10 protein-coding genes are annotated in these 14,645 nt (G+C 44.4%); 8 read left to right on the forward strand and 2 right to left on the reverse strand.

What is annotated here, in order from left to right; all coding sequences use genetic code 11:
- The first annotated feature begins 6 nt into the window (after positions 1-6).
- The 8 genes from MHB63_10610 to MHB63_10645 all read left to right on the forward strand — a co-directional run bounded on the left by MHB63_10610 (position 7) and on the right by MHB63_10645 (position 9,721).
- Positions 7-2,307 carry a family 10 glycosylhydrolase gene (locus tag MHB63_10610; GenBank protein ID MEK3806983.1) on the forward strand — a complete coding sequence of 767 codons (2,301 nt, stop codon included), beginning with the start codon at positions 7-9 and terminating at the stop codon, positions 2,305-2,307.
- Positions 2,308-2,362: 55 nt separating this feature from the next.
- Positions 2,363-3,922: an FAD-dependent oxidoreductase gene (locus tag MHB63_10615; protein MEK3806984.1), complete on the forward strand. Its 1,560-nt coding sequence runs from the start codon at positions 2,363-2,365 to the stop codon at positions 3,920-3,922.
- 122 nt (positions 3,923-4,044) lie between these two features.
- Positions 4,045-4,311 carry an excalibur calcium-binding domain-containing protein gene (locus tag MHB63_10620; GenBank protein ID MEK3806985.1) on the forward strand — a complete coding sequence of 89 codons (267 nt, stop codon included), beginning with the start codon at positions 4,045-4,047 and terminating at the stop codon, positions 4,309-4,311.
- A gap of 979 nt (positions 4,312-5,290) precedes the next feature.
- Positions 5,291-5,743, forward strand: a complete 453-nt coding sequence (locus MHB63_10625) for a hypothetical protein (GenBank protein MEK3806986.1) — start codon at positions 5,291-5,293, stop codon at positions 5,741-5,743.
- Between the two features lie 152 nt (positions 5,744-5,895).
- The gene (locus tag MHB63_10630; protein MEK3806987.1) at positions 5,896-6,417 is read left to right on the forward strand and encodes a competence protein ComK; all 522 of its coding nucleotides are present in this window, start codon (positions 5,896-5,898) and stop codon (positions 6,415-6,417) included.
- A gap of 100 nt (positions 6,418-6,517) precedes the next feature.
- Positions 6,518-7,309 (forward strand): metallophosphoesterase, encoded by a 792-nt coding sequence (locus MHB63_10635; GenBank protein ID MEK3806988.1) that lies wholly within the window; start codon positions 6,518-6,520, stop codon positions 7,307-7,309.
- A gap of 52 nt (positions 7,310-7,361) precedes the next feature.
- On the forward strand, positions 7,362-7,625 hold the full coding sequence (locus MHB63_10640; protein ID MEK3806989.1) for a hypothetical protein: 264 nt from the start codon (positions 7,362-7,364) through the stop codon (positions 7,623-7,625).
- 293 nt (positions 7,626-7,918) lie between these two features.
- Positions 7,919-9,721, forward strand: a complete 1,803-nt coding sequence (locus tag MHB63_10645; GenBank protein ID MEK3806990.1) for an SEC-C domain-containing protein — start codon at positions 7,919-7,921, stop codon at positions 9,719-9,721.
- 348 nt (positions 9,722-10,069) lie between these two features.
- On the opposite strand, the gene MHB63_10650 is transcribed toward MHB63_10645, so the two are convergent.
- Both MHB63_10650 and MHB63_10655 read right to left on the reverse strand, forming a co-directional pair.
- Positions 10,070-13,390, reverse strand: a complete 3,321-nt coding sequence (locus tag MHB63_10650) for a cell wall-binding repeat-containing protein (protein ID MEK3806991.1) — start codon at positions 13,388-13,390, stop codon at positions 10,070-10,072.
- Positions 13,391-13,654: 264 nt separating this feature from the next.
- Positions 13,655-14,599 (reverse strand): LytR family transcriptional regulator, encoded by a 945-nt coding sequence (locus MHB63_10655; protein MEK3806992.1) that lies wholly within the window; start codon positions 14,597-14,599, stop codon positions 13,655-13,657.
- Positions 14,600-14,645: the final 46 nt, after the last annotated feature.

Consider the following 14,645-nt stretch of genomic DNA (forward strand, 5'->3'; position numbering starts at 1 on the left):
TTTTTCATGAGCAAACGGGTTAAAACGTGGATTGTTTTTGCTGTGATTGCTGCATTTGTTCTTTCATACTACCCAAGTTTACAGCCGCAGGCAGCATTTAAGGAAAATCTGATAAAGGCGCAAAATGGACAGACCTACCAAATCAGCGGGTTCAACAAAATCCGCGAGGCAAATCAGCTGATTGTGTATACACCGGAGTTTGGGATCTCTACTAAAAACAATCAGTGGGGTATTGAGATTATTGTTAAAAATGATGTGGTGACAGAAGTTAGAGATGCCGGGTTGGGACTGGCGGATGCAAAGATTCCTGCAGACGGATATGTCCTTTCCGGACACGGTGAAGCCCGCACGTGGCTTTTAGCCAATGTGAAGCTGGGTGAACGGACTGAGATCCTCTATGACGTGATTTCAGAACCGAGAAAAGAATCGACAACCTCCTTTAACAAGCTGAATCCGGAGGCGCCGTTTGAATTCCCGGGCGGACGCGGCGCAGATGAGCTAATCGTTTATACAAAGGATTACGGCTATGACACAACCGGAACCAATCAGTACGGTGCTGAAGTCATTGTCCGCAATGGCATTGTTGTTGAAATGTCCGGAAGCAACTCGCCGATTCCGGATGATGGCTTTGTGCTGTCAGGACACGGAAAGGGGAAGGACTGGCTGCTGAAATATACACAGGTTGGAGCTAAAGTGACATTTAATGAGGAAAATAAGACTGTAACGGCTGTCATTGATGCGAGTGCCTATATCAATGCAGCGGAACTGGTTCTGAACAAAGCAAAAGCTTCACTTGCCTCTGCAAAAGAACAATTCCTTGATATTCCGGAAGCGGATGCTGAAGCTAAAATTGCTGAAGCGGAAAAAGTGATTGAGGAAGCGAGACGTGCTTTTGCAGATGAGAACTGGGAGAGCACGATGGAGCTTTCCGAACAGGCGGCCCTTCTTTCAAAAGAAGCTTATTTTTACAGTGTAGAATCTAAAAAAGTAGATGCCCGGGGAGTTTGGCACCGCCCTATTGAAAAGAATCGTGAGGAGATTATAAAAACGCTTGATCGTCTGGAAGCTGCAAACTATAACCTTCTTTTCCTTGAAACGTACTTCCACGGCTATACGATTTACCCAAGCACAAAAGCTGAACAGAACCCGCAGTTTAAGGGCTGGGATCCGTTAGATGTATTTGTCGAAGAGGCTAAAAAACGCGGTATTGAAGTGCACGCGTGGGTTCATACCTTTTTTGTCGGACATGAATCACTGAATCCTCCCGGCCCTGTTTTAGAAAAACATCCGGAATGGGCGGCAGTTGACCGTCAGGGTGATTTGCCATCTAAGAAAGAGGTTGGCTACTACTGGCTGAATCCGGCACATCCTGAAGCGCGGAACTTTTTATCAACTGTTTTTAATGAAATGACGGATGAATATGAGGTAGAAGGCCTGCATTTAGACTATATCCGCTATCCTGTGAGCCAGCCGTACGATGTCGGCTTCAGCTATGATGACTATACACGCGGAGAATTTAAGAAAGAAGCAGGTGTTGACCCGCTTGAGATAACGCCTGCAAGTGATCCTGAAAACTGGGATAAGTGGAACAAATGGAGAGAAAGGCAGATTTCTACATTTGTTGAGCGGATTCGCGGTGAAATGAACGGCAAACAAGTCGATCTTTCAACTGCCGTTTTCCCGGAAGTATCAGATGCCATTGATGCGAAATTCCAAAACTGGGTGGAATGGGTAAACGCCGGACAGCTGGACTTTATCACACCGATGGTCTATTCAGTGGATACAAACTATGTGGAGCGGACATCCCGTGAATTCATTGAGCGCATGACATATCCTGTTTTATCCTACATTGGACTTGCCCCGTTTGTAGGGTTTGACGATGAGCTTCTCGTCAGCCAGGCGGACGCAATAGGCAATACAGGAGCAGCAGGGCAGGTTCAGTTCGCCTACCATACGCTTCAGGACCAGCATTTCCATGCGCTTGCTCTTGGACCGCAGCGGAACAGCGCGATTGTGCCGCACAGAAATCCGGTTCAGTCAGCCACTGTCGCGTTAGAGGAGCTTTCACGTAAAATGAGTGAAATTTACGTTGCGAAAAAGGGACTTGAACCGCAGCATGCAAAAATCATTGATGTTCAGCTGAAGCAGGCACGGGCTAAATTAGAGAAATCGCAGAAAGAACAAGCGCTGAAACATATTGATCAAGCCGAAAAGCTTTTAAACACGGTCAATATGCACGCAGATCCGAATGTGAAAACTCAGATTGAAAAGCAGCTTGATGATGCCAGAAGGTACCTGGCTCAATAATGGAAAGGTCCTCCCCAACATGCGGGAGGACATCTTTACATAGGGGGAAACAGCCATGACGGAAATGAAGGCGGATATCATCATTATTGGCGGGAGCCTCGGCGGAACACTCGCCGCATTTTCTGCAGCCAAATCTCGCAAGAAGGTCATTTTAACGGAAGAAACAGACTGGCTTGGGGGTCAGCTGACGAGTCAGGCTGTTCCGCCGGATGAGCACCCGTGGATTGAGCAGTTTGGCTGCACAAGAACATACAGGGAGTTTCGCAATCGTGTAAGGGAGTATTACCGGAAAAACTATCCCTTGAAGCAGGAGGAAAAAGAAAATCCAGTTCTTAACCCTGGGAATGCCTGGGTCAGCAGACTGTCACACGAGCCGAAAGTGGCTTTGAGCATTATGAACGAAATGCTGTCACCTTATGTGAACAGCGGACGCATTTCTGTTATATATTCAGCTGTGCCTGTTGATGCGGAGGTTGAAAACGATGTGATTCAGTCTGTTACCGTTGAAAAGACCGGAACAGGTGAACGTATTTTGTTAAAGGGACCTTTTTTCATTGATGCAACAGAATGCGGAGATTTACTTCCCCTGACAGGTGCTGAATACGTAACCGGTGCGGAGTCACGAGCGGAAACGGGTGAGGAGCATGCAGGTGAAGTGAGCCGTCCGCAGGATATGCAGTCCTTTACGTTTGTCTTTGCTCTTGAGCACATTGAGGGAGAGGATTTCACCATTGAAAAGCCGGCTCAGTATGAATTCTGGAAGGAGTATCAGGCTCCCTTTTTGAAGCATAAGCAGCTGTGCTGGTTTATTCCGGATGCTCATACAGGCAGCTCAAAGGAGTTTTCAATGTTCTCTCATGGAGATTCATGGGGGCTGTGGGACTACCGGAGAATTGCGGATCAATCATCTTATCAGGACCTCTATGAAGGGGATATTTCTCTAATCAACTGGCCCCAAAACGATTATTGGCTCGGTTCCATTATTGATGTGGATGCAGATGAAAAAGAAAAGCATTTGTATCAGTCCAAGCAGCTCGGCTACTCGCTCTTGTATTGGCTGCAGACTGAGGCACCTAGGTCAGATGGCGGCAAAGGCTACCCGGGGCTTCGGATGAGAGGAGATGTACTTGGAACGGATGACGGGTTTGCGAAGTATCCGTATATACGGGAATCTCGCCGAATCAAAGCGGTTCACACCGTAGTGGAAGAAGATATCAATGCAAATCTGCGGGACTCCATTAAAAAAGTAAAAGACAGCGTCGGCATCGGCTGTTACCGGATCGATCTGCATCCAACCATTGAAACAAATACCTTTTTCTATGCAGAAAGCTTCCCGTTTGAAATCCCGCTCGGCTCGCTTATTCCTGTGCGGCTTCAAAACCTGCTTCCTGCCTGCAAAAACATCGGCACAACCCACCTGACAAACGGATGCTTCAGAGTCCATCCAGTTGAATGGAATATCGGTGAAAGTGCAGGTTACCTTGCAGCATTTGCAGCTGATCACAATGTGACGCCTAAGGAGGTTCTTGAGCAGGAAGATTTGTTGCGAAGCTATCAATCTATGCTTGAGAAGAATGGGGTTGTGCTGCATTGGCCGGAGGTTGGGGCAATCTGATTAGTAGTTTAGCTGCTGCTTCTCTCTTATTTTTCCTCATTAGAAAAAATTAAATTGTGTCTTGTTTAAATACAATTTATGCCTTATTATAAGGAAAAAGACATGAGAGGAAATAACTACATATGAAGCGATTTTTAGCTGTAACTCTATCTATGGGTCTGGCGTTGGGCGTTTCCGCTGCACCGGATTCAGCAGAAGCGAAAGCGAAAGTAAAAACGTACAAGAACTGCACAGAGCTTAACAAAGACTACAAAGGCGGAGTGGCCAAGTCTTCAAGCGTAAAAAACAAAGGCGGCAAAACAAAGTATAAGCCGCATGTTTCAAAAGATTTATATGAAGCCAACAAAAAGAGTGACCGGGATAAAGATTTTATTGCTTGTGAAAAATAATAGAGTGAAAGAAAAGGTGCGCCGTTAGCAGTGCATCTTTTTTTGTTGGGATTGAAGGAGTTGGGAGCTGGAAGTAATAGAACCATCAAGCGCTGAAGATAAGCTGTTGGGGGCACTAATAAGCGGTAATAGAACCATCAAGATCTGAAAGTAAGCTGTTGATGGCACTGATAAGCGGTAATAGAACCATCAAGCTTTGAAAGTAAGCTGTTGATGGCACTGATAAGCGGTAATAGAACCATCAAGCTTTGAAAGTAAGCTGTTGATGGCACTGATAAGCGGTAATAGAACCATCAAGCTTTAAAAGTAAGCTGTTGATGGCACTGATAAGCGGTAATAGAACCATCAAGCTTTGAAAGTAAGCTGTTGATGGCACTGATAAGCGGTAATAGAACCATCAAGCTTTGAAAGTAAGCTGTTGATGGCACTAATAAGCGGTAATAGAACCATCAAGCTTTGAAAGTAAGCTGTTGGTGGCACTGATAAGCGGTAATAGAACCATCAAGCTTTGAAAGTAAGCTGTTGATGGCACTGATAAGCGGTAATAGAACCATCAAGCGCTGAAGATAAGCTGTTGAGGTCACTGATAAGTGGTAATAGAACCATCAAGCTTTGAAAGTAAGCTGTTGGTGGCACTGATAAGCGGTAATAGAACCATCAAGCTTTAAAAATAAGCTGTTGATGGCACTGATAAGCGGTAATAGAACCATCAAGCTTTGAAAGTAAGCTGTTGATGGCACTGATAAGCGGTAATAGAACCATCAAGCTTTGAAAGTAAGCTGTTGATGGCACTGATAAGCGGTAATAGAACCATCAAGATCTGAAAGTAAGCCGTTGAGGGCACTAAAAAGAGGGAATAAAGCCATCAATCGTTGAAAGTTTATCTGGTGAGGGAACTATAAAGCAGGACTTCACCCAGTTCTTTTTCACCTCCCCCCTTCATAAACTTGTCTTAGCATCCACAGGAGGTACGTCCCCAATGCGAAGACGAAGGCAATGGCCGGTTGTTCCCGTGCTGCTTGTTTGTGCGGCAGGGCTGTTAATCTATGGTGTGTTTCACTTGTTTTCTCCTTCATCGCCGAAGGAGGCTGTGCAGGATTTTTACAGGATGGAGCAGAACGGAAACTTCGGAGATGCCTGGGAGCTGTTTCATCCTCTGATGAAGGACCGGTTTACGAAAAATGCTTATGTAACGGAGCGTGCTCATATTTATATGAGCCATTACGGAGTGTCTACGTTTACGTTTGAGATTGAGAAGCAGAAAAAAGTCAGGAGATGGAGGATGGCGAAGGGAGCCCCGGTGTTTAATGAGGCGCGCCTTGTTCAGGTAAGGCAGACGTTTAAAAGCAAATTCGGCACGTTTGATGTCCGCCAGAATGTTTATGCCGTTAAGGAAAAGGGAGATTGGAAGATTGTGTGGGAGTTTGAATGAGGCCTCTAGCTGAGGTCTTTTTGTTTGGATTGTAAAGGATTGTTTTAATATAGTAAATTTTTAATAGTCAATATTACCTATTAAAGCAAAATTTTGTATGATGAACAGGAGGGTGGAAAATATTTCATAAAAACAAAAAAGAGGTGGAGAGAATGCTTGCTGAAGAAAGCTATACGGTATGGAGAGAAACGATGGTATTAAAGCCGATTTTTTCTGAGAGAGGAGAACGCTGGACGATTGTTCATGAGCTGTACAAAAAAAGAATGATCAAAATGTCTCCAAGAGCGATTATGGAGCGCAGCTGTGTTCATGCAGGTGCTTCGTATCAGGGAATGGTGGACGCCGCAAAGCTGATACTGCCGGGGAAGAAAATGTTGCCGATCTGTCTGTCTCCTGGTTACCGGATCTGCATGCTGCCGACGCTGTCGCCGGATCATGAGGACTGCATGTGGATTTCCTATCGGTATGCAAAAAAGCCGTTTCTGAAAGGCAGCAAAACAATGATTGAATTTCAAAACAGAGAGCAAATCGAAATTCAAGGCAGTGTGGAGAGCTTTCAGCTGAAATCCGGACATGCCCAGCAGCTTGTCCTGAATTATCTCGACAGGCAGGAGGAAATGTGGGAGCTGCCTGTGTATGTGGCAGAGTCTTATGAAGGATACGACGTATATTAGTATGCTGCAGCCGGGTTCCTGATGGAACTTGGCTGTTTTTTAATACTAATTCCCGGCAACCTTTAGTAAACTGTAGGAAATAGAAAAAATGGGGGATCGTATGGCTGAATTCATTTGGTTCCTTGCTGGATGCACAGGGGTGTTTTACTTATTGTTCGTTGTGCCGACAAAATGGCTGAAGGTTGAAAGAGTGGACGTACCGCTAGGGATTGATAAAAAAATTCTTCATTTGTCGGACATTCATATTGAAAGAAACAGGATTCCTTCTGAAAAAATTAGAGACGTTGTAAAGCGTGAAAACCCTGATTATGTCTTTGTCACCGGTGATTTTACGGCTCGGGAAAGTTACATTCCGCGCCTTGAGGCGTACCTCACAGCCTTTAGGGAGCATGATATTCCTGTTTATGCGGTTTTTGGAAATCATGACTACCGGACATTTCATTTGAGTCTCCTGCTGCGCGAGTGGCTTGAGGAAAAGGGAGTGCAAGTGCTGGTTAATGAGTCAATTGAGCTTGAGGATTTTTCGTTAATTGGACTGGATTTTTACAGAGAAGACGAGTTTGGCGTGGAAAAAGCCTTTTCAAATGTATCATCGAATAAACCGAGAATCGTTTTGTGCCACGATCCTAACGACCTTGCAGAAGTGGATAAACCATTTGATTTTATGATGTCCGGGCACCTTCACGGAAAGCAATTTAACATTCCACTGTTTTTTAAGTTCATCTCTAAGGGAGAGCTTGCAAAGCGCGGAATTTATAAGGGATTTCATGAAGTGGGCGGACGTTATTTGTACATCTCAAAAGGAATCGGCCAGGCGCACTGGAATCTGAGGTTCGGGGTGCGAAGTGAAATAACGCTTGTAGATTTACGGAAAGCAGGAAAACATGTATAAACTTCAAAAAGTTGTCCATAATTAGAGTAATTCTTTTTAGGGAGTGAATCCTTTGTCTAATCTGGACCATATTCTTTATGATGTACATGAATATTTCATCCTGAACAAAAACTTTCTCCGCGCCTGCTTTGAGGATTTATCTCTGACAGACTCCGAATGTGCAGAAGCGCTCAGGCTTTATTTTAATGATATTAAAGAGGAAGAGTATCACAATACGCTTATTCCGACACTGAACCGCGTCGGACATGATATTCATTTTGCCTACGGTGAAGATCAAAGCATGTATATTTATAAGAAATCAGATCAAGTTGGTTAAGCTGCTTGATTTACAAAACCGCAGACCTCCATCTGCGGTTTTTTCATTATTTATGAAATTATAAGGAATATAAAGTCGTGAATTTAATGAAGAAATTATCTGCGTCCAGCTCCAGCGCCTAGATCCTCTGTCAGAACAAATCCGCCAAAAAAGTCAAAACCGGACTTTTCCGGCGGATTCTTATCTGCCTTTCGGATCTGAACGAGGCGCTTCCGCTTTTGATATGCTCGTTGAATTATTCCCCGATAACTGGCACAATAGATGAGGGAATAAGGATTTAAAGGAGTCTACAAATGGATATTGGAAGAAATGACGCGTGCCACTGCGGCAGCGGAAAAAAATATAAGAAATGCTGTATGAATAAAGTAACGTCAATTGAAGCGATTCGTCATGCTGACCTTGAAAAGATGCAGGGAGAGCTGATGCAGTTCGCCTCCTCTGTTTATTCAAGAGAAATGGACAAGGCTGTCAGAGAGAAGATGAGCAAATTTAACATAGGCGAGGATCAGCAGATTTACGGTTCACTCCTTGTCTGGGCTGTTTTTTCAGTGAATGTTGGAAGCGGGACTGTCTTAGAAGCCTTTATAGAGAAAAAACGCCATGAAAACGTGAGACCGGTAACGATGACACAGCTTGAAAAATGGGCTGGCGCTGTTCCGACGTTCTCTGTCGTGGAACACGTAACAGACGATGAAAGATACACAGTGAAAGATCTGTTTACAGAAGAAGTGAAAGATGTGCGCGTGGACGAGGGAACCCATTCCTTTAAATCCGGCGCGATGCTTCTTGGGTACCTGCTGCCATTTGGAGACTACTATACGTATTTCATGATGCAGCTTGAATTTGAAGAAGCGCAGACGGAGTTTAACAAAAAACTGACGCTCAAGCTTTTCGAAGAGAGCACGTTCGACGACATCGGCGCATTTATGGCGGATCAGTTCCCGGAAATGCTGATTTCCATGCTGACGGAGCCTGTGGAAGAAGAGTCTGAGGTAGTGGAAGAAGAACCTCAGGTAGAAGCAGATGAGCTGGTTTGGGATGAGCCCTTGTATAAAATGGCTGCATTTAAAATGCAAAATAATCTTCTGCGAGCCCAGGTGCCACTGGAAACTGCCGAAAAGGCATTTACTTTGATGCACCAATATCTTCACAGTGTAAAGCCAACCATCAAAAAAGAGGTCATTTACTCAGCGGGTATGCATTACTTTGTTGAAAAGCATATGTACAAGCAGGGAATGACCCAGAAAAAAATTGCGGAGCTTTACGAAGTCAGCACAAGCTCTCTTTCAAAGGTATATAAAGAAATAAAAGCTGAGCTTGAGGCGGACCTCACTGAGGACAGCATCACAGTGGCTGAAAAAGGTGATGCGAAGAAGTACAGCGATGCAGACCGCGCGCGTGCTCAGGAACTGATCTATGAAGCAATGGAGAGTTCTCCTCAGCAAAGAGTGAAACTGGCCAAACAGGCGATGGAGATTTACCCGTTCCACCCTGATGCCTTCAATATGCTGGGAGAGGCAGAGAGTGATCCTGCCAAGCAGCTTGAGCTTTATAAACAGGGAATGGAAGCCGGCGAGGCGGACCTCGGCAAGGAAATCTTCAAGCAGGATAAAGGCATGTTCTGGGGATTGATCGAAACGAGACCTTATATGCGCTCCAAGTTCAACTATGCGATTCTTGAAGCGGCAATGGGCAACCTGGCAGAAGCAATCAAACAGTGCGAGGAGCTGCTCGAGCTGAACGAGATGGACAGTCAGGGCGTGCGCTATACGCTGTTTGTCATGTACATGGATGCAGGAGAGCACAAAAAAGCGAAAGCTCTTCTCAAAAAATTCGATGAAACGGACTTTGCGGCAGGCGCCTACAACATGCTGCTTGTGGAATTCGCGTTAAAAGGAATGACTCCTGCGGTTGAAAGACTTGCTCAAAAGGCGAAAAACGTGAATCCGGTCATCTACGATGTTCTGGCCGGCAAACGCAAGCTGCCGAAAGAGCCGGAGGAATTCGGGCAAGAGTATGAAGCGGTTGAGTACTTCATGGAATATGGATTTGTCTGGTCCAATCATCCGGAACTGGTTGAGTGGATGTCTGAATAATGCAAGGTTGAAGCCGGTTTTCATTTGAAAACCGGCTTTTTTTAGTGAGACATTGTGAGGCAGGGCTCAAAGCGTTCGATTTCGTCACTGCGCCGAGGGTTTTTTTAGTCTTACGGTCCAAATTTGCTGTCTAACAATCCAAATGGGGCATGTAATCATCCGAACTGGCTGTCTAACAGTCCAAATTCGGGATCTAACAATCCAAGAATGAACTTGCCTGTCTAATCTGTGATCCGGTAAACCACCCAGGACCTAGCAGAAAGCAGCCCGTGAAAAAGCCACAAAAAGAAATGCACCGCCAAATAGTAGATTTAGAATCTTACATTTGGGGTGCACGATTTAATTATTTCATTTCACTTCGTCTAATGCAGGAATAATCATCCGATCAATTGAATTTCCCCGTGCCTGTCTGCTTGCTTGAGTGAAAACATCGCTGTCAGAAACGGTATTGATTGGAACAATGGTGCTTCCGTTCATTTCAAAAACAGTCCAAAGTGTTCCAGTCTGATTGGCAGGGACGTGGAATGTCCGCACTAGATAGCTCCCGCGGTAAATTTCTACGACTGCTCCTGATTTGGAGAGTTCATCGCTGGCTGATTTGCTGCGGTTGGTGTAATCATGGATGGAGTAACGGTATACTCCGTCCTTTTGGTGATGAATGGTAACGGTCTCAGGCCCATAGGATTCTCTTTGATCTATATCCAGCTGTGCCATGAGTTCATCATTCTCATACGTCTCCTGTTCACTATAATAAAGATGGAATCGGTCTCCGTCTTCAGAAGGTCCGGTTAAGTGTGCATCAAGATCAGCTGGCTGTTCACCCCACTTAAGAACAATGCGTGTTTCCGCCTGATCTAGAATCGGGCTGAGGGTGGTATTCTGATTTTCGGTCTTTTTCATACCGACAGATAAAATCTGTACTGATGATGGTATATATCCTTCTTTTGATACTGCGGCTGTATAATTGCCCGCCGGAAGAGTGACCTTGTACTGACCGGCAGCATCAGTAACAGTTTGAGCGCTTACAGGTCCAGTGAAAGAGTTTAAGCCTGATCGGATGGTAATTGAAGCCCCTGCTACAGGCCTGCCGTCAATGGAATTCTTTATTTTGCCGCTAACTTCTCCGTCCCCGGAATGGCTGGAGTCAACCATACGAAGAGAAGGGCTGTATTCAATTTCGTTCTCATTAATTTCAACGTTGTTGTGCTCTTCCTCATTATAGTTTTCTTTGCTGTACTTTAAATTGTACGTACCGTCTGACAACTGCAATTCATAGTCTCCATTTGCGTCAGTAACCGTCTTGGTGATGAATTTGTCTTTCTGATAGGCACTGACCACTACATCTTTAAGAGCTTCTTTGCTTACAGCATCAGTAACGGAGCCTTTGACCTTGCCTGCGTGTTCACAGTATTTGTTTCCCGCTTTGAAAAGCTCTTTTTTGAAGAAACTTTTTTCGTATTCTACTTTTTCTTCAATGTTCCATTTTTCAGAGGATGCTTTAAGCCGGATTTTTAAGCTTGATTCAAATCCAGCTTTAAATGAGTCCTCAAAGCACCCAGAGAGGCTAAAGTTCCCGTCTTTAAAATTGTATAATGCCTTAGCGTTGCCTTTCATCTCATGAGCAATCGTTAAGTCATTTTGCACCACTGCCGGGAGAAGGCCTCCGATATTAACGGCCGGTTCAAATCCAGTGCCGATAAATGTCGTTGTTTCTCCCTTTGCTTCTAAGGTGGCGTCATAGCGGTCAATTTTCATATCGAAATCAGAGTCAAATGCACCGTCATTCCATTTCACATTAACGGCAGTAGAGGATTTTTCAACGATGCCAAGTTCCATTGAAAGCTTTGCTTCACCTTTCACATTTGCCGTAACAAAGACTGTGACCCCAATTGGAATGTTTACGTATCCTGTATTTCCTGCTCCGGCAAATACGTTGGCAGTCCCAATTTGATACGTCAATGTTGCAAGTGAGACTCTTCCCTCGCGGTCGACTCCTTCAAGCTTGAGCCACTTGCCGAATTCTTTATTTTTTGATTGATCAACCGTTTCCATCTTGCCGTTCATTTCTATCAGGAACTTGATTGAGGAATCCTGTTTGCTGTCGAAGCGGTAATCAAAACCCGATATAAGACCGAATTTTTTTTCAAGATCTACTTGAGCTTTTGCTGACTTTACAGCAATACTTCCGGAAAGTTTAACTTTGCTGTTAGCTGCTGATGGGTTGTCATATAGAATTTTATCGATTGCAAGAATGAATGGTTTTTTTTCAGAAGCAGAAGACATGCCTGCACTTTTCCATCTTGAAAGGGACTGATGCTCCCCAGCATCATCCGTTAAAACAACGCCTTCCTCAAGATCGACGTCAACTAAACGGTCAGGTGTGAGAATTTCTTCGCCTTCGATGCTGAATTCCTCCAGCACTTCATCAAGTGCCGGCTGATCAACCGTTATGGTTCCGTCTGGTTGAACATCTGAAACCTGTCCAAAAAAGCCTGAAGGATGTTCATCAGATGGCGGCAAGTAGAAAAGGTCTGTTTTTTTATACATTTGAGCCTGTGCCGCCGGCAGCTTGATTGAAAATGATTCATCCGCATTATAAACCATGCTTTCAGAAGCTTTTTCCAGTGAATTTATTTCAGATTCATCCATAATTTCTAAACCGTCAGAAAATGAAGCTGTTCCCAGGCTGTCTTTAAACTGTGCAAAAAGGTCATCCAGCTGGGTAACGACCTCGTCAGAAACGGCCACTTTTCCTCCGTAAACGTTAAAACTCTTCATCTGTTTTTCAGCAATCAGCTGATCTGTTCCTTTTGGCAGGTCAGCTGGTTTTGTTAATAGAACAGCAGATTTGTTTTTGGCTGCCAGAACAGAGCCGGTTAATGCATCAGCGAAAGTGCTGCCTGTGCTTATGTAAATATGAGGATTTTTATCGTATTTTGTCCTTAAGATCTGAGCAGCTGTTTCATACCTTGTGGAACCTGAAATGCGTTCAGGATTTGGCAAATCGGCTTCCACAGACTGTTTTACAGCTTCTACCCCACCTACAACAAGGGTGTTTTTAACACCTTGGAGATACCGTGAAACGTCTTTACTGAGTTTATCAGGGGAAGTTAGTAAAATAGGATATCCCTTTTCTGCAGCATAGGGAGCAATTGCGAGAGCATCCGGAAAGTTTTTGCCGGTTGCTATGATTGCCTGTTCTTTAGAAGCGCCAAGTTTCTCCGCTACTTTAATAGATGTTTCATACCGGGTTTCTCCGTAAACGCGTTCGGTCGTCATTCCCAATTTTTCAATTTCTTTTTTGACGGAATCGGATATCGCAACAGGTCCTCCCAAGATGACGGCCTTTTTGGATTTTAATCGCTTAAGCTCTGTGACTGTAGCCGCAGGGAGCTTTTTGGGAGAGGTTAATAGGATTGGTGCCTGTAATTTGAATGCGAGAGGTGCACCTGTCAAAGCATCAGGAAACTCATCTCCCCTCGCAAGAACAATTATGTCAGACCCGCTTGAAAAGCCTGCTTTTGAAATAGCGGCAGCAGTCTCATAACGGTTTTCTCCTGCTATCCGTGCATTTCCGCCCGATTCAGCAGACATGGTTCCTTCTGAAAAAGAAAAAATAAGTAGACAAATAAATAATGCAATAAAACTCTTTGAAATCAGTTTGAACAACTTTTTTCACTCCTTGAAATAAATTTTCACTACTAATATACCATTATATTGGAATATATTTCATGTAAATGACCAAATAAATCAAAAATTCCTATATTTTTATAGGTATTTTTTCATGTTTAAGATTAAAGGAACAATCTTTTCTTCAGCCAATTCAGCTCACTAATAAGCAAAACCGGCCCCTTCAGCAATCTGATTCTTCTGAGTCTCTGAAAATTAGTACAAAAAAACAAACCTCAACCCGAGGTTTGCTCTCTCATTCTATTAATTCGAAGCAGTCGTCCCGGACAGCTCCAAATGCTCTTTCAGCTGATTTGATAAAGCAGTTCGCTCTTCTTCAGGAACGATGTAATAGTAGATCCCGCCGATTGTGTCGCTGGTGCCTTTGATCTGGTGCTGTTCCATTGTATTGCGTGCATCTTTGTAGTTCTCCTGGATGTTCCACATTTCGTCCATTCCGAGGTTCGTTTTGACGTTGTTTTCAACAATTTTGAACATCTCGCCGAATTTGGAGATGGAGGAGATGTTTGCTCCTTTTGCGATAACGGCTTCAATGACCTGGCGCTGGCGCAGCTGGCGGCCGAAGTCGCCCCGATCATCCTCATAGCGCATTCTTGAGTAGCTTAGTGCCTCTGCACCGTCTAATTGAATGAGGCCTTCATTAAACGTCTTGCCGTCATATTCAAAGTACAGGTCGTTGTTTACTTCCACTCCGCCTACTGCATCAACGATATCCTTAAAGCTTTCCATGTTCACTTTGACGAAGTAGTCAACAGGAACGTCGAGGAAATGCTCGACCGTATCAATCGCCATTTCCGTGCCGCCGAAGGCGTAGGCATGGTTAATTTTGTCTTCTTTGCCTTTACCGATAATTTCGGTGCGGGTGTCACGCGGGATGCTGACCATGTTCATCGATTTTTTGTTCGGGTTAACGGTTAAGAGAATGAGAGAATCCGAGCGTCCGCGGTCTCCTTTTCGCTCATCCACACCCATAAGCAGGATCGAGATCGGATCTCTTTCTTTAAATGCCACTGCCTGCGGGCGCTTGTCTGACTTTTCTCTGCCGATATCTTCCTGAATCTTGGCAACAGTGTCCGTTGCCGTTTTATACAAATAGAAGGCGTAGCCACCGGTACCCAGTACGAGCAGACCTATGATGCTTAGGGTAATCCAGAGCCATTTGCGCTTTTTGTGTTTTTGTTCTCTCATCGTCTCATCCTTTAATAGAAGTAATTGCCTATACACATTATATTTT

This window comes from Bacillus sp. FSL H8-0547 (assembly GCA_038002745.1).
In the GTDB taxonomy this organism is placed as follows: domain Bacteria; phylum Bacillota; class Bacilli; order Bacillales; family Bacillaceae; genus Bacillus_P.

Bases quoted from the DNA above. Each gene is read 5' to 3' on its own strand.
- MHB63_10610 (MEK3806983.1), top strand. From the start codon at position 7: ATGAGCAAACGGGTTAAAACGTGGATTGTTTTTGCTGTGATTGCTGCA.
- MHB63_10620 (MEK3806985.1), top strand. From the start codon at position 4,045: ATGAAGCGATTTTTAGCTGTAACTCTATCTATGGGTCTGGCGTTGGGC.
- MHB63_10615 (MEK3806984.1), top strand. From the start codon at position 2,363: ATGACGGAAATGAAGGCGGATATCATCATTATTGGCGGGAGCCTCGGC.
- MHB63_10635 (MEK3806988.1), top strand. From the start codon at position 6,518: ATGGCTGAATTCATTTGGTTCCTTGCTGGATGCACAGGGGTGTTTTAC.
- MHB63_10630 (MEK3806987.1), top strand. From the start codon at position 5,896: ATGCTTGCTGAAGAAAGCTATACGGTATGGAGAGAAACGATGGTATTA.
- MHB63_10645 (MEK3806990.1), top strand. From the start codon at position 7,919: ATGGATATTGGAAGAAATGACGCGTGCCACTGCGGCAGCGGAAAAAAA.
- MHB63_10655 (MEK3806992.1), bottom strand. From the start codon at position 14,599: ATGAGAGAACAAAAACACAAAAAGCGCAAATGGCTCTGGATTACCCTA.
- MHB63_10625 (MEK3806986.1), top strand. From the start codon at position 5,291: ATGCGAAGACGAAGGCAATGGCCGGTTGTTCCCGTGCTGCTTGTTTGT.